The sequence below is a fragment of the Amniculibacterium aquaticum genome (assembly GCF_003852705.1).
Classification (GTDB): Bacteria; Bacteroidota; Bacteroidia; order Flavobacteriales; family Weeksellaceae; genus Amniculibacterium; species Amniculibacterium aquaticum.
This window is the reverse complement of the sequence record NZ_REFA01000010.1, coordinates 49,191-64,704: the sequence shown is the minus strand read 5'-3', so window position 1 is coordinate 64,704 and position 15,514 is coordinate 49,191. Positions and strand designations below refer to the sequence as shown.

The following is a 15,514-nucleotide window of genomic DNA, read 5'->3' as shown; positions in this document are numbered from 1 at the left end:
GTTTATTTAGAATTATTAAAAATAACTTTGCAAAAATACACATATCTCCAAACTAAACACTATTTAATTTGAATAATTCTAAATAAAAACAACGGTCGCAAAACGAAAGTAGCTCATTTTGTAACAGTTACACTAAATATGAAAAATTTCAATTGGATTATAAAAAGCAATAGCCAGCAACAATATATGGCTATAAAACACTATCCCACAATCTCTTGCAACTCCAGCCATCTCATTTCTTTGGTTTCCAATTCTTCGGAAACATGTTCCAATTCAGCAGATAATTTGGCTATAATTTCGTAATCGCTTTGGTTGTTCAGAGCCTCCAGGATCTCGTTTCTCTTTTTTTCTAAAGCGGGCATTTCGATATCCAAAGCATCCAATTCTCTTTGCTCTTTGAAGCTTAGCTTTCTTTTTGAGGAGTTTTTAGGAATTGTTTCAGTTCCTTTGTCTTCTTTTTTTTCAGGTATTGACGGTACGGTTTTGGACTGATTTTCTTTTTTCCACAAACGGTATTCTGAAAAATTACCCGTAAAATCTTTAATCTTTCCTTCCCCTTCAAAGGCCAAAACATGATCGACAATCCTATCCATGAAATATCGATCGTGGGAAACAATGATGACCGAACCTTGAAATTGATGCAGGAAATTTTCTAAAACCGTAAGTGTAGGCAAGTCCAAATCGTTGGTCGGCTCATCAAAAATCAAAAAATTAGGATTCTGATATAAAACATACATCAGGTGCAACCTTCTTTTCTCGCCTCCCGAAAGCTTATAAATGGGTGAATACTGCGTGACATCGTCAAACAAAAACAACCTTAGGAATTGCGAAGCCGAGATGGTTTTTCCATTGGCCAAAGGAAAGTTTTCAGAAATTTCTTTGATAAAATCAATGACCCTTTCGTCTTCTTTATATGCTAAACCTTTTTGAGAAAAATAACCAAATTTGATGGTTTCTCCAGTTTCAATTTTACCGTGATCGGGTTTTTCAAAACCTTGGATGATGTTGAGTAAAGTCGATTTGCCGGCTCCATTTTTACCGATTATACCCACTTTTTCGCCTCGTTGAAATTGATACGAAAAATCCTTCAACAAAACTTTATTTCCAAATTTTTTGTCGATATTTTGCAATTCCAAGATTTTGTTTCCCAATCTTTTCATTTCGAAATCCAAGACCAAACTTTGTTTAGAAGTATTGGTTTTGGCGACTTTTTCGGTTTCGTAAAAAGCATCTATCCTGCTTTTGGACTTGGTGGTTCTGGCTTTTGGCTGGTGTCGCATCCATTCCAATTCTTTTCTGTAAAGGTTGTTCGCCTTGTCAATGGCAGAATTCAGATTGTCCTCACGGATCATTTTATTTTCCAGATAGGTCGCGTAAGCTCCTTGATGCACAAAAAGCTGTTGATCTTCCATTTCCCAAATGATGTCACAAACCGAATCCAAGAAATACCTATCGTGCGTGACAAGTAACAAAGTGATTTTTTCCTTGGACAGGTAATTCTCCAACCATTCTACCATATCGACATCCAAATGGTTGGTGGGTTCGTCCATGATGAGCAAGTTATGGGTATGTTGTGCACGGGTTTCTACGAGCAATTTGGCGAGAGCGACTCTTTTCACTTCACCTCCTGACAGCTTCCCCATGGGAGTTTCCAAGTTGGTAATTTTCAATTGTGAAAGGATGAGTTTCATCTCATTTTCCAAATCCCAAGCCTTATGTACTTCCATTTCGTGAATGGCATCTTCCATTTCTTGTGGATCCTGCGACAGCAAGGATTGATGGTACTTCTTAAGTGCCACAACAGGAGCCGAATCCAAAGTCATGATAAAATCTTCGATGGATAATGCAGGATCAAAATCAATTTCTTGATCGAAAAGTACTACTTGAATATCCTTGTTGATGATGACCTTGCCAGAATCCGGTATTTCCTTGCCCAACAAAATCTTTAGCAATGTCGATTTGCCGCTTCCATTTTTTGCTACAATAGCGATCTTATCGCCTTCGTTGACATGAAATTCTATGTTTTTGAACAATACTTTTACGCCGTAAGATTTGCTGAGGTTTTCTGCACTGATATAATTCATGGAAATGGAATTGCTTTTTAAGTCTGCAAAAGTACGGAAAACAAAAAGGAAAAATGAGGTTGCCCATAAAATCCATTTTCCCCCAAAAAAAATGTCCATCAAAGTAAATGAATATAAATACTTTGATGGACAATCCGTAAATAAATCAGTTATAAAATTTTAAAAGGCACTTCGTCTCTTTTAAGACGATTTGCTGCCCAGCAAAACCAATTCTTCTACCCGGATTTCGGTAATGTAATGCTTCTTGCCCTCCTTATCTTCATAATTTCTGTAGGTTAGTTTGCCTTCAATGGATATTTCTTTGCCTTTTTCTACATATTTTTGAAAGATTTCTGCAGTTTTTCCAAAAGCAACCAAGTTGTGCCATTGGGTATCTTCTACTTTTTCACCTTTCGCATTGGTGTAATGATCGCTTGTTGCAAGGCTTACTTTTGCCAACATTCCGTTTTCGAAATTTACCATTTCTACTTCTTTTCCTGTTCTACCGATTAGGGTAACTTTGTTTCTTAGTGACATGACTTTAAATTTTTAAATTATACATCAGACTTGAATCGTTCGTTTTTGATCTTCAAATCTCTGGTGCAAAGTTTCAACGCTTTATAAAATTTATTCGGTGTTTAAACGCTTATTATCGACAGTAGTCGTTTACAAATGTTTTAAATACTAATAATCAACACATTACAAAATAACAATAGCTTTAAACTAAAAATAAAAAAAATCGTATTTTTAGCAAAACTTTTAATAATTATCCAATTCAACATAAAAAAAGATTCCATGAGTGCAGCAGAAATTTCGGTTAAACAAATCCTTGACTCTATACAAGACGACAGAAAAATAGCCTTCAACAAACTCCACGAAACCATTGTAAATCATTTGCCGAAAGGATTTGAAGCCGGCATTTCTTATGGCGGCTTGGGGTATGTAGTTCCGCATTCTGTATATCCGGACGGTTACCATTGCAAACCGACAGAACCTCTGCCTTTTGCTGGAATTGCTTCTCAAAAAAACAGCATCAATTTTTACCACATGGGTATTTATGCCGATCCTGAGCTTTTGGATTGGTTCGTTGCCGAATATCCCAAACATTGCTCACAGAAATTGGACATGGGAAAGAGTTGCATCCGATTCAAAAAAATGGAAAACATCCCTTTTGAACTTATAGCTGAACTGATGCAGAAAATGACGGTATCCGATTGGATACAGAAATACGAGGAACTTTATAAGGCTAAGGTTGAGGTTAAGGTTAAGGCTAAGGCTAAGGCAGAGGCTAAGACAAAATAATAAACACAAATCACATAAATTAATAAATGAATAAAATACGAAAACTGTATCCTTGGACCACATCCATACCCATACTTGCGAGCATTTTGTACCTCAGTGGATTGTTGGACAACAACATTATTTTCCAAACTATTGCCGGTATTTTATTGCTCCTTTGTGTAATGTCTGCAGTCCATCATTCCGAAATTATTGCCCACCGAGTTGGCGAACCCTACGGAACCATCATTTTAGCGGTTTCGGTTACCATTATTGAGGTTTCCATCATTATCTCGCTGATGGCAACCGGAGGCAGCGAATATGCTTCTTTTGCTCGAGATACGGTGTACGCCGCCGTTATGATCATTCTCAACGGGATCGTTGGTATTTGTTTATTTATCGGTGGCCGAAAATTTCATACCCAAACCTTTTCTCCTCATTCTGTAAAAATTGCGTTGGTATCTTTGGTATCCATTGTCGCTTTCACCTTGATCCTTCCCACCTTCACCAAGAGCCATGCTGGTCCCTACTATACCAAAGCGCAACTTTTGTTTGAGTTTTTTGCCTGCATTGTCATCTACATTGCATTTATATCGGCACAAACGGTTAGGCATAGAGAATATTTTATCACAGAAGAAAACGAAACTTCAGAAGAAATTCAGCATTCAGTCAACGATCAATCGATGGTTATTAGTCTAATATTTCTTTTAATCAGCTTGACCGTTGTGGTGCTCTTGGCAAAATCGCTTTCTATACCAATCGAAGATTTTTTAGTGAATCAAGGTTTGCCAAAAAGTTTGGTAGGGATTATTTTGGCTGCCGTAATTTTGCTTCCCGAAGGCATAGCTGCCGTTAGTGCTGCTAAAAACAACCGCCTACAAACCAGCCTTAATCTGGCATTGGGTTCAGCAATTGCCAGTATTGGACTTACCATTCCTGCGGTATCCATCATCAGTTATGCTTATGACATCCCGATAATTCTGGGATTGGACATTTTACCCATCATCTTATTGGTTATTTCTATTTTTACCGTCATGCTTTCCTTGATTGGAGGTCGAAGCAACGCCGTTTATGGTGTGGTTTTGTTGGTCAACTTGGTTGCTTATGTATTTCTAACCATTAATCCTTAGTTTTTTATGAAAAAGATGACTCTTTTTTGTTTTTTACTGAACTTCACCTTTCTTTATTCACAACTAAAGTTTGATGAAAAAAAAGTGATTACCGACCCCTTCGACCCATCATACTCAGGAAGCAGACAATACTTTTATGGCCAACTAAAACCAGAAGAACATTCTATTTTGATGGGCGAATTGGAAATTGAGTTGAAAACCAAACTACCAAGAGATAAAGCCATCGTCATAAATTATAACCATGCTGCGTATTTTTGTTCGTTTGCAAAACTTAATAATTCGGATAAAATAAGAGTCATCAAAAATGGAATCCGAATTTCAAATCGTATTTGTAATGATAACAATGCGATAGACTTTTTTGTATATACCAAGAATTCTTTCTTCAAAAAAATTCTCGAACAAAACCCTCTGTATATTCTGGATTCGGGATATTTTTCCAATAAAATTTTCACAAAAAAAGGCAGTTGCGAAGCCTATTTTGTTTTAAAACCCAACGGACATTTCATCACAATTTATGGAACAGATCAATTGTCTGAAGTCGATAATTATCTAAAAAAAACACATCAATAAAATTTTAACAACTTTTTTATGTACAAAACCACAAAAATACTTTTCTTAAGCTGGGGATTGTTTGCTTTTACACTATGCTACAGTCAACACCAAAACAATAAAGAAATCCAGTCCATCGGAGGCGAGAAGGACAACCACGGCTGCCTACCTGCTGCTGGACAAACATGGAGTAAATTGAAAAAAAATTGCATTCAAGTTTTCAACGAAGGGCAACGATTGGATCCTGTTGAAACAAAAGAAGATGAAGCTGTATTCAGCGCATTCATTCTATTCAACAACGACCAAACAAAAGCAGAATTGTTCCTGCCCAACAACAAGCAATTTATTTTAAACCCAAGCAATAACGGTTTGTACAAATTCAACCGATACACCTACAACATCAATGACAAAACCTTGTACTACAAAAGAAAATTAATCTACAAAGCAAAATAGATTTTGATCGCTCTGCAAATCATAGAAACGGTTCTGTTTTGATCGCCTTTTTTTAATAGATTTACCTTTTGTAAAAAGAGTTTTCATTTTAAAATTTCAAAATTCATGAAAATTACCATCCTGTCCCTCTTCCTTTCCTTTTTTTGTCTAGCTCAGGACATCAGAAGCGTACAGCTTTTCAATCCTAAAACCAATGACGAAACGCCTATTATTGGCTTTTCTGATCAATTGATTCTGAATTTTGACGATCTCAGCAATTCATCCGAAATCTACAGATACACCCTAAAACATTACGATAGAAATTGGAAAGAAGACGGTCTTTTCTTCTCCGAGTTTGCTACGGGCAGCCTTAGCGGATTGATCGATGACCGACAATATTCCTTCAATACTTTCCAAAAATACACCCACTATCGTATGACTTTCCCCAACGATAAAATTCAACCAAAAATTTCAGGAAATTTTGAAATTATCGTTTACACCGACAGTCCAGAAAATCCATTGTTCAGCAAAAGATTTTGTATTGTTGAAGACGGTGCACAATTGGGTATCAATCTTTCTCGATTGTCCGATGCCAGAAATCCCAACCTGAACCAAAGAATTGAGGTACAAGCGATATCCAAATCTCAGTCTTTGCTTTCTAATGTCAATTCTATAAGTCTGAATATGATCCAAAACAACAATTGGAATCTGGGAATATACAACCTCAAACCGAGTACGGTGATGGGCAGCCAGTTGCTATTTCAACAAATGAATTTGGCGTTTCCTGGCAACAACGAGTTTTATTATTTTGACAATAAAAATATAGACCGACCTTTCGACATGGTCTCTGGTGTGGAAAATAAAGATGGAGAAAATTATACTTACCTGCATCCCGTTTGGGCTTTCCCGAACAATTACCAATACCAACCCGATGTCAACGGTGCTTTTTACTTCAGACGCAGCGATTTGGGAATTGAAAGAAATGCCGATAACGAAGCCGATTACTCTTGGGTACATTTTGTATTGGATTCGGAAAAAACCGATAAAGAAATCTTTGTCCTTGGTCTTTTCAACGACTATACTGCCGATGAAAAAAGCCAAATGCAGTACGACAATAGTGCAAAAAAATACATCGCAAAAATCTATCTGAAACAAGGATTCTACAATTATATTTTAGCAACAAAAGACAGCAACGGAATCCTGAATTACGGTGAAGTGAATGGCAATTTCTGGCAAACGGAAAACCTGTACCAAGGTTTGTTATACTACACGCCTTTTGGCAAAAGCTACGATGCCCTAATCGGATACGGAGAACTAAGAAAACAAATTCGATAATTCAATCCTTCAAGGATTTAAAACTTCTAAAAAAGCAGATTCGATAATTCAATCCTTCAAGGATTTAAAATCCTTGAAGGATTCTGTAACCAACAAAAAACGAGCTTTTCAGCTCGTTTTAATTTTTATTAAAGTTTTTAATTACATCAGTTCCAGACAAAGTTCTTTTACGACTTCTATCCAACGATCCTCATCGTTCAGACATGGGATATAGTTGAAACTTTCGCCTCCTGAATGTAGAAATTCTTCTTTACCTTCTACTGAAATCTCTTCCAAAGTTTCCAAACAATCGGACACGAATGCCGGACAACAAATGGCCAAATTTTTCACTCCTTTTTTAGGCAAACTTTGCAAAGTAGCATCAGTGTAAGGCTCTATCCATTTGTCATTTCCTAAACGAGATTGGAAAGAAACCACGACTTTTTCATTCGGGATTTGCAATTTTTCGGTTACCAATCTTGTGGTTTCAAAACATTGATGTCGGTAGCAATACGGATGTGCTGGCAGACTTTCTTGCTGACAGCAATTGTCGATACGACAGGTTTTGGTAGGATCCGTTTTATACAGATGCCTCTCCGGAACACCGTGGTAGGAAAACTGCAAAGCATCATAATTTTCCGGTAATTTCTCCCGAATACTTTCTGCCAAACAATTGATGTAGATTTCTTTGTTATAAAACGGCTGTACGAACGAGATTTTAACATCCGAAAAATATTTTTCCCTAACTTCATTTGCCTTTTCCACCACCGTTTCTGTGGTACTCATAGCATATTGAGGATACAACGGGAACAACACAATCTCTTCTACCCCTTGGTTTACCAATTTTCTAATTCCCGTTTCTATGCTGGGTTCGGCATATCGCATCCCAATTTCCACAGGACAGTCGACCAATTTTTGAAGTTTTACTTTTATTTTTTCAGTGAAAACAATCAGTGGCGATCCGTCTTTGGTCCAGACCGTTTCATAAGCTGCAGCCGATTTTTTGGGTCTCGTTTTCAAAATAATTCCTCTGACCAACAAAGCACGGAAAAGCCAACGATAGTCGATAACCCTTTCGTCCATCAAAAATTCGTCCAAGTATTCTTTGACATCTTCAACACGAGTTGATTTTGGCGAACCCAAATTCACCAATAAAATTCCTTTTTTCGGAGACATATCAGGTAAATCGGATTAAGCTTTCTTAACAAATTCAGATTTTAGAGCCATGGCTCCGAAACCATCAATTTTGCAGTCGATATTATGGTCTGAATCCGGTCTTAGACGGATATTTTTAACTTTTGTCCCAGCTTTCACAGGCTTAGGTGCTCCTTTTACAGGCAAATCTTTCATCACCACAACCGAGTCGCCATTTTGCAATTCGTTTCCGTTGATGTCAAAAATTTTATCTTCATTTCCAACTTCATTGGGATCAAATTCATGAAAACACTGGCTGCAAACCAGCAGATTATCTTGTTCGTAGGTGAATTCGCTTCCACATTTTGGGCAAGGCATCAAATCGCTCATGTTCTTTAATTTTCAATTTTCTGTGCAAAGATACCAATTTGAAACGACAAGTCTATCCTGAAATAAAACAGATATTTAGTCAAATAATCCATATCCTTTGTATTAACTTTCAATTTCCAAATTCAAAAACCTTATTTTTGCAAAATATTTACAATTTATGGAACTGATACACCGCAACCTACTGATAGGAATACACGACTCTCTGCAAGAAACTTTTTTTGAAAAAAACAAATATGCCGACAAAGTAATCGAACGATTATTGAAGGCTCACAAAAAATGGGGAAGCCAAGACAGAGCCGTTGTTTCCGAGATCTTCTACAACATCATCCGTTGGAAAAAAAGATTGGAATACTACATGGGCGAAGGGGTAAAACCATCCAATGTTTACAAATTGATCCTTGCATATCTGCTGTGGAGCAATACCAAATTTAAAAAATTTGAAGAATTTGAAGGCATAAAAACCGCAGACATCCTTAACAAACTGAAAAAAGGAACCGTCCCTACAAAAGCTTTTGAATACTCCATTCCGGATTGGTTGGTTGAGACTTTAGAAAAAGAATTGGGAAGCCAATGGGAAAGAGAAATGGATGCGTTGAATGTACAAGCTCCGACCATCCTAAGAGCCAATTCTCTAAGAACAAGCACAAAGGGACTGATCCAAGAGCTGAAAGAAGAAAATGTACATTGCTTTGCAGTACAGGGCTTTAGTCATGCTGTACAGTTGGAAGAAAAGAAAAATGTTTTCTTGACCTCTATTTTCAAAGAAGGATTTTTTGAAGTTCAGGATGCCGGATCTCAAATGATTGGCGAATATGTTGATGCACAACCGGGAATGCGAGTAATTGATGCTTGTGCTGGAGCCGGTGGTAAAACCCTGCACCTTGCAGCCATGATGGAAAACAAAGGACAAATTATCGCCTTGGACATCCATGCTTGGAAGCTAACCGAACTGAAAAGAAGGGCCAAAAGAGCCGGTGCCCATAACATAGAAACCCGTGCCATTACCGACAATAAAGTCATCAAAAGATTGCACGAAAAAGCCGACCGACTTTTAATAGATGCTCCATGTTCTGGACTTGGAGTTTTAAGAAGAAATCCTGACAGCAAGTGGAAAATCGATCAAGATTTTATCGATCGAATAAAAAAAGAACAAGAACAAATCCTTCAAGACTATTCTAAAATGGTAAAAAAAGGCGGGAAATTGGTCTATGCAACCTGCTCCATCCTACCGAGCGAAAATGAAAATCAGATAAAATTATTTTTGGCCAACAATCCGGATTTCAAATTTGTAAAAGAAAACAAAGTCTTGCCGAGCCAAGGTTTCGATGGCTTTTACATGGCAATGCTTGAAAGAAAAGCGTAAGAAATTAGAGTTTTAATCATCACGAATTGCGTTCTTTCAATTCATAATCGTAGTTATACAAAACTGTATTTTTCCAAGGGATTTAGTTCCCTTGGATTATTTATTTAAACCAAAAAACCATTATGAGAACAGCTCTTTTGTTTTTATTCATTTCCATTTTGGGATTTTCTCAAAATTATAAAATCACCTACCAAACTTCTTTTGAAGGAAAAACAAGACCACAAGATCCGGTAGTGGTTTTTGCCAATCCCAATGAAAATTATATCCTGACCGAGTCCATCTTGAAAAAGGAAAAGCAAGTTCCGTTTGAGGTTATAAAAAACATCAGTAAAGAATCCAAAACGATATACTTTGGTTTTTTAGCTCATCAAGAAATTGCAGCAACCGAAACGGACAAAGCCTTGAAAAGCTACACCTACCAACTAAAAGACGAGACCAAAAAAATCTTGGGTTATGTGTGCAAAAAAGCCATCACCTCGGTCAATTCCAATACAATAGAAATTTGGTACACCAATCAATTGAACCTTTTTGCCGGTCCCAATCTGATGGGACAAAACTTGGGTTTGGTATTGGAAGTCACCCGAAACGGAAGTACAACCACCAAAGCTACTGAGCTGAAAAAGGTGAAAAGCATGGATTTCAGTACCCTTTTCAATACCGAAAAAGCAAAATTCACCGACGGTCTTTCGTACAAAGATTTGTTGTGGAAAAGTAAATTCGAAACCCTTAGCGTTTTTGATCAAGCCACAATTAATTTTAGCGGAGAAAGCAAATCCGACGAAATCATCAAACGATTTGCCAACGGTACGGTCATTCTAAAAAAAATAAAATTCCCGGAAATAGCAAGCGGCAGTCAGATTTTTGTACAGCTGAATGAACAATCCAAAGGAGATGCTTATGACAGAACGGGGACGGTTTTCGCCGTACCTCAAGATCGAACGATGTCGTTTTTGGATGCATTGGAAAAAGGCATTAAGGCCGTACCTGCATACGAAAACGGAAACGGTAAAAAATATTATGGTGTCGAAATCACCAAAGATTATCTCCCCGCTCTTGAGTTGATGCGCTTTTTCACTCCTTTTGGTGTAAAACAATTCAACCACATCCAACTAAAAGGTAAAAATTGGGAAGAAAAAGCCAATTATAGACAAGACATCAGCGAGCTGAGTCCTTCACTTTCTGGAAAAGAGCTGTGGATAGGTGCTTTTATCGGAAATTATGACAAAGGCGGCCACCAAATCGATTTGGAAATTACCATCCATAAAAACGATGGCGAGGTTTTCAAAAACAACTTCAACCTTCCATTGTTCAACACGCTGAACATCATGGAGATGGCCGGACAAGACTACAGCACCATGTTCAACAACGACAAAGGTTTGGAAATAGACTTTGACCTGAAAGAAGATTTGGAAAATGCCACACTTCGATACCTTTCCACCGGACATGGAGGTTGGGGAAATGGTGATGAATTCGTACCCAAGGTCAATTCAGTTTATATAGACGGTCAATTGGTTCATTCCTTTATTCCTTGGCGTTCGGAGTGCGGAAGCTATCGATTGTACAATCCGGCGTCTGGAAATTTCGAAAATGGGCTTTCATCCTCAGATCTTAGCCGAAGCAATTGGTGTCCCGGTACGGTGACCAATCCGAATTTCATCCCGCTTGGGAATTTGAAATCCGGAAAACATCGTATCAAAATAAGCATTCCGCAAGGTGAAAACGAAGGCAGTAGTTTCAGTTCGTGGAATGTAAGTGGAACGCTTTTAGGGACTGTAAAAAAATAATCGCGTTGATTTTTTTATAGAGTTCAATACATTTTCTTGGTATTTCATTAAAAAAAGAAGAACTACACTTATATATTGTAAAAAATATTTATATTTGAGCTCCTTTAAAAAAATAATTAAAATTAATATGAAAAGAAATACTCTACTTCTTTTAGCAACTTTTACGGTTGGAGTTCTATTTGGGCAATCCAATAAGTTTGAAGATATAAATACTTCTAAAAAATTGGCAGTCTCCTACAGAACGATCAAGGAAAAAGATAAAGACGATTATTTTCAACAGTACTTTTGGCTGGTAAAAGCGGAAGAACTAAAGGCTTATCCGCATTTGGCAAAAATAAAATCCAATGTTTTGTTTCAGTTTGTTAAGGAAATTTATCCTGCAAATGTGACTAAAAAATTGGAAAAAGACGAGCAAACATTAAGAAACAATGCCGAGCAAGCTTTGGATCAATTCTTTAAAAAGAAAGACTACAAAAATCCTTTGGTGATGGACAATGTTATCTCTTTTGTTGATCCAAGCAGAAAATTGTATTTCACAGAAGTAAATCCAGAAAAAATTTCTGAAATCATTCCTAAGCAATTGTACTCCTTCTCTTCATACGACAAAAGAACTAAGAATGAAAAATCATACTTCCTTTGGGTTGATGAGGACAAGTTCAGAATTATGAGTACAGTTCCGCCAACTGAGGATAAAAAATTCTACAAATCGCTAGAAGAAATTTTGCCAAATTATAAATTTTCCAGCTTCGCACCAGAAGTTAAGAAAGGAAACAAAGGCGATAAAAAAGATGCTGATTATTTTTACATCACTCCTTTCCAAGAAGGAAATGAGAACATACAGTACAGAACCGAGGATTTCAAAAAATTTGAATTGGTAAAATACAAAGAAGCCGGTGGTGCTTGGGAAAGTGTCGATAAAAAGAAAAAGAAGAAATAACAGAATCCGGAGAAAACTCCGGATTTTTTTTTTACATTTAGATTTTTAATTTATACATCATGACCGAAACAAAAATAAACATCCAAGGAAACAAAGGAACAATTACTCTTTTTTATGATGCTGAAAATGCAGGGCATATAGAATTCAACATCGATGCGGAAGGAAATATCGACATAGACCATACCGAAGTCGATCCAAAATTTGGAGGAAAAGGTTTAGGAAAAGTCCTGGTAATGGCAGCAGTAGAGTACGCCAAGGAAAATGACATTTCTATAAAAACCACTTGTCCTTTTGCACATAAAGTTTTTGACAGAACTCCTGAAATTCAGAGTTTTTGGAAAAATTGATAGAAGATCTCAACATGACAAATCAATCAAAAGACCCTTTGCATGGGAAAAGGCTGGATGCCATTTTGGAAGAATTGGTGGACTATTACAAAGGTTGGGAAGAGTTGGGAAAGCAAATCAACATTCGCTGTTTCAATGACAACCCAAGCATTTCTTCATCTTTAAAATTTTTACGAAAAACACCTTGGGCAAGAACAAAAGTAGAGAGTTTGTACCTCTATGTCCTCAGACAAAAAAAGAAAAAAGGGCTTTTGTAAAACCCTTTTTTCGTTGACAGATAGATTCCATCTCCTCCGTACGGCTCTCCATAGCCCTATCAGTCCACAAACTCTCCGCTCACATAATACCATCTGTTGTGCATTTTCTGGAAAACAGAAATTTCGTGGTGAACTTGATTTTCACCTTCGGCATCGGTGTAAAAGGCTATAAACTCTACAATATTTAACGCCGGAGTGGCTACAATTTCCAACTTCGTCCATTGGTTAATTTCGCCCCATTCTTGCAAATCGGCTTTGTTGTGAAATTTTCTTTTCCCGGGCAAAGTCGTTTCCATTAAATATTCGGCATTCGGAATAGCAAATGCCGAAAACCTCGATCGCATCAGAGCTTCTGCAGTAGGCGCATGAGTTTCCATTTTATGAAAAGGCTCACAACAATCTTTATAATCTTTTCCTGAACAACAAGGACATTTCATAATTTTCGTTTTTATTAAATCCTTCAAGGATTTTGAATCCTTGAAGGATTATTTATTAAATTACCCAAACGCTCTTTTCAAAAGACTCTCTACTTTAGGCTCGCTTCCTCTGAAGTTTTTATACAATTCCATAGGATCTTTCGTTCCACCGCTGGATAGTAAAACCTTGAATTTGGCTGCAGTTTCCGAATTGAAAATTCCCGTTTCTTTGAAATAAGCAAAAGCATCGGCATCCAAAACTTCCGCCGATTTGTAAGAATAATATCCTGCGGAATATCCACCCTGGAAAATATGCGAAAAAGTCGGACTCATCGCCGTTTCCGGATTGAGTGGATACAAAGAGGTCTTTGCAAATTGCTCGTCTTCAAAAGATTTTACATCCTTCACTTTTTCAGGATGCGTATGATATTCCATATCCAACAACCCAAAGCCTAACTGACGAAGGGTTTGGTAGCCTTCCATAAAATTTTTGGATTGATCTATTTTCTCAATTTTTTCATCAGCCAGCACTTCACCTGTTTGATAATGTTTCGCAAAAGTTTTCAAAAATTCGGGTTCGAAACAGAAATTCTCCATAAACTGAGAAGGCAATTCTACAAAATCCCATTTTACGGAAGTCCCTGAAAGATTGGGATAAGTAGTGTTGGCCAACATCCCGTGCAGCGCATGTCCAAACTCATGGAACAAAGTAGTCACCTCCTGAAAAGTCAGTAAACTCGGCGTATCTTTCGTAGGTTTAGAAAAATTGCAAACGATGGAAATATGCGGTCTGTGGTTTTCGTTATTCTGCTTGAACTGGTTTTTATAACTCGTCATCCACGCTCCGGCTCTTTTGCCTTTTCTTGGGAAATAATCAACATAAAGAACAGATTTAAACTCTTCACCATTTTCTGTTTTCTCAAAAACTTCGTAGGTTTTCACTTCAGGGTGATATTTTGAGATGTTTTCAACTTCTTTAAAATTTAAACCGTACAGTTTTCCAGCCAATCCGAAAACCGCCTCCTGAACCTGATCCAATGGGAAATACGGTTTCAGCTCTTCATCATTAAGGTCGTATTTGGCTTTTCTCTGTTTTTCCGCATAAAAAGCATGGTCATAACTTTGCATATCATCGATACCATAAGCTTTTGCAAGGGTTTTCAGTTCTTCAATTTCTTTTTCGGCATAGGGTTTTGCTTTCACCAAAAGTTCATTCAAGAAATCCAGAACTTGAGTCGGAGATTTTGCCATTCTTTCTTCCAAAACATAATCGGCATAGGATTTATAACCCAAAAGTTGAGCTTTTTGATGTTTTAAAGAAACGAGTTCTTTGATGAGATTTTGATTGTCAAATTCGCCACCATCAAAAGATTTTTTGCCGTTTGCCAAAGCCAATTCGGCTCTCAATGCTCTGTTTTCCGCATAGGTCATGAACGGAACATAGCTTGGATATTGCAAAGATACCACCCAACCTTCGAGATTTTTTTCTTTGGCATCTTCGGCATATTGCGCCAAAATACTTTCAGGAATCCCCGCCAAATCTTCTTTGTTGGTAAGGTGTTTAAAATAGGCATTGGTAGAAGCCAAGGCATTTTGCCCGAACTGAAGCGATTTTAAAGAAAGATCCATATTGATTTTCTTTAAAGTTTCTTTATCGGTTTCGTTTAGCAAAGCGCCACTTCTCACAAAACCTTTGTAGGTTTCCGTGAGCAACATTGCTTGCTCTTCGTTAAGATTGTATTTTTCTATTTGGTCGAATACCCATTTTATCTTCTCGAATAATTTTTCATTTTGAGAAATTTTAGAAGCGTGCTCGGTTAAAAGTGGAGAAACTTCTTGGGCAATTTGTTGCAACTCGTCGGAAGTTTCGGCAGAATTGAGGTTGAAAAAAATATTGGAAACCACCTCTAATTTTTCCCCGGCAAAAGCCAAAGCTTCAACGGTATTTTGGAAAGTGGGCGCTTCGGTATTGTTGACCAAATCATCAATTTCCTTTTCAGATTGAGCGATTAGCTCTTTAAAGGCCGGAAGGTAATCTTCGTTTTTTATCTGATCAAAAGGGGCTGTTTGGTGTGGTGTATTAAAGTTTTCTGTAAGAATATTCATTATTTTAAGGTATT

At 37.3% G+C, this 15,514-nt stretch carries 16 protein-coding genes; 10 read left to right on the top strand and 6 right to left on the bottom strand.

The genetic code is table 11. The features are described from left to right. Positions 1–200: 200 nt before the first annotated feature. Positions 201–2,084 (bottom strand): ABC-F family ATP-binding cassette domain-containing protein, encoded by a 1,884-nt coding sequence (locus EIY84_RS06120; protein WP_124641264.1) that lies wholly within the window; start codon positions 2,082–2,084, stop codon positions 201–203. A gap of 180 nt (positions 2,085–2,264) precedes the next feature. Beyond that, positions 2,265–2,600 (bottom strand): single-stranded DNA-binding protein, encoded by a 336-nt coding sequence (locus EIY84_RS06115; protein ID WP_124641261.1) that lies wholly within the window; start codon positions 2,598–2,600, stop codon positions 2,265–2,267. A gap of 258 nt (positions 2,601–2,858) precedes the next feature. On the opposite strand from EIY84_RS06115, the gene EIY84_RS06110 reads away from it, so the two are divergent. The 5 genes from EIY84_RS06110 (at position 2,859) to EIY84_RS06090 (ending at position 6,787) form a co-directional block, all read left to right on the top strand. After that, positions 2,859–3,365 carry a DUF1801 domain-containing protein gene (locus tag EIY84_RS06110; RefSeq protein ID WP_124641259.1) on the top strand — a complete coding sequence of 169 codons (507 nt, stop codon included), beginning with the start codon at positions 2,859–2,861 and terminating at the stop codon, positions 3,363–3,365. 26 nt (positions 3,366–3,391) lie between these two features. Next, the gene (locus EIY84_RS06105) at positions 3,392–4,471 is read left to right on the top strand and encodes a calcium:proton antiporter (RefSeq protein ID WP_124641257.1); all 1,080 of its coding nucleotides are present in this window, start codon (positions 3,392–3,394) and stop codon (positions 4,469–4,471) included. A 15-nt stretch (positions 4,472–4,486) separates the two neighbouring features. Next, positions 4,487–5,041: a hypothetical protein gene (locus tag EIY84_RS06100; protein WP_124641255.1), complete on the top strand. Its 555-nt coding sequence runs from the start codon at positions 4,487–4,489 to the stop codon at positions 5,039–5,041. 18 nt (positions 5,042–5,059) lie between these two features. Next, complete coding sequence (locus EIY84_RS06095; RefSeq protein WP_124641253.1) at positions 5,060–5,473, top strand: hypothetical protein; 414 nt, start codon at positions 5,060–5,062, stop codon at positions 5,471–5,473. A gap of 105 nt (positions 5,474–5,578) precedes the next feature. Then, complete coding sequence (locus tag EIY84_RS06090) at positions 5,579–6,787, top strand: type IX secretion system plug protein (protein ID WP_124641251.1); 1,209 nt, start codon at positions 5,579–5,581, stop codon at positions 6,785–6,787. A 141-nt stretch (positions 6,788–6,928) separates the two neighbouring features. On the opposite strand, the gene hemH is transcribed toward EIY84_RS06090, so the two are convergent. Both hemH and EIY84_RS06080 read right to left on the bottom strand, forming a co-directional pair. Next, on the bottom strand, positions 6,929–7,942 hold the full coding sequence (gene hemH, locus EIY84_RS06085; protein WP_124641249.1) for a ferrochelatase: 1,014 nt from the start codon (positions 7,940–7,942) through the stop codon (positions 6,929–6,931). Between the two features lie 15 nt (positions 7,943–7,957). Then, positions 7,958–8,290: a zinc ribbon domain-containing protein YjdM gene (locus EIY84_RS06080; protein WP_124641247.1), complete on the bottom strand. Its 333-nt coding sequence runs from the start codon at positions 8,288–8,290 to the stop codon at positions 7,958–7,960. 157 nt (positions 8,291–8,447) lie between these two features. Here EIY84_RS06080 and EIY84_RS06075 point away from each other — a divergent pair, with 157 nt between their 5' ends. The 5 genes from EIY84_RS06075 to EIY84_RS06055 all read left to right on the top strand — a co-directional run bounded on the left by EIY84_RS06075 (position 8,448) and on the right by EIY84_RS06055 (position 12,978). Beyond that, the gene (locus EIY84_RS06075; RefSeq protein ID WP_124641245.1) at positions 8,448–9,653 is read left to right on the top strand and encodes an RsmB/NOP family class I SAM-dependent RNA methyltransferase; all 1,206 of its coding nucleotides are present in this window, start codon (positions 8,448–8,450) and stop codon (positions 9,651–9,653) included. Between the two features lie 122 nt (positions 9,654–9,775). Further along, positions 9,776–11,437, top strand: coding sequence for a GLPGLI family protein (locus EIY84_RS06070; protein ID WP_124641243.1), 1,662 nt, complete (start codon positions 9,776–9,778; stop codon positions 11,435–11,437). 127 nt (positions 11,438–11,564) lie between these two features. Next, positions 11,565–12,374: a hypothetical protein gene (locus EIY84_RS06065; protein WP_124641241.1), complete on the top strand. Its 810-nt coding sequence runs from the start codon at positions 11,565–11,567 to the stop codon at positions 12,372–12,374. Positions 12,375–12,433: 59 nt separating this feature from the next. After that, a complete protein-coding gene (locus EIY84_RS06060; RefSeq protein WP_124641239.1) occupies positions 12,434–12,721 on the top strand; it encodes a GNAT family N-acetyltransferase in 288 nt (95 codons plus the stop codon). 14 nt (positions 12,722–12,735) lie between these two features. Next, a complete protein-coding gene (locus EIY84_RS06055) occupies positions 12,736–12,978 on the top strand; it encodes a VF530 family protein (protein ID WP_124641237.1) in 243 nt (80 codons plus the stop codon). A 59-nt stretch (positions 12,979–13,037) separates the two neighbouring features. On the opposite strand, the gene EIY84_RS06050 is transcribed toward EIY84_RS06055, so the two are convergent. Together EIY84_RS06050 and EIY84_RS06045 are read right to left on the bottom strand one after the other, a co-directional pair. After that, on the bottom strand, positions 13,038–13,415 hold the full coding sequence (locus EIY84_RS06050) for a YchJ family protein (RefSeq protein ID WP_124641235.1): 378 nt from the start codon (positions 13,413–13,415) through the stop codon (positions 13,038–13,040). A 60-nt stretch (positions 13,416–13,475) separates the two neighbouring features. Next, positions 13,476–15,500 carry a M3 family metallopeptidase gene (locus EIY84_RS06045; RefSeq protein WP_124641233.1) on the bottom strand — a complete coding sequence of 675 codons (2,025 nt, stop codon included), beginning with the start codon at positions 15,498–15,500 and terminating at the stop codon, positions 13,476–13,478. Between the last annotated feature and the right edge of the window lie 14 nt (positions 15,501–15,514).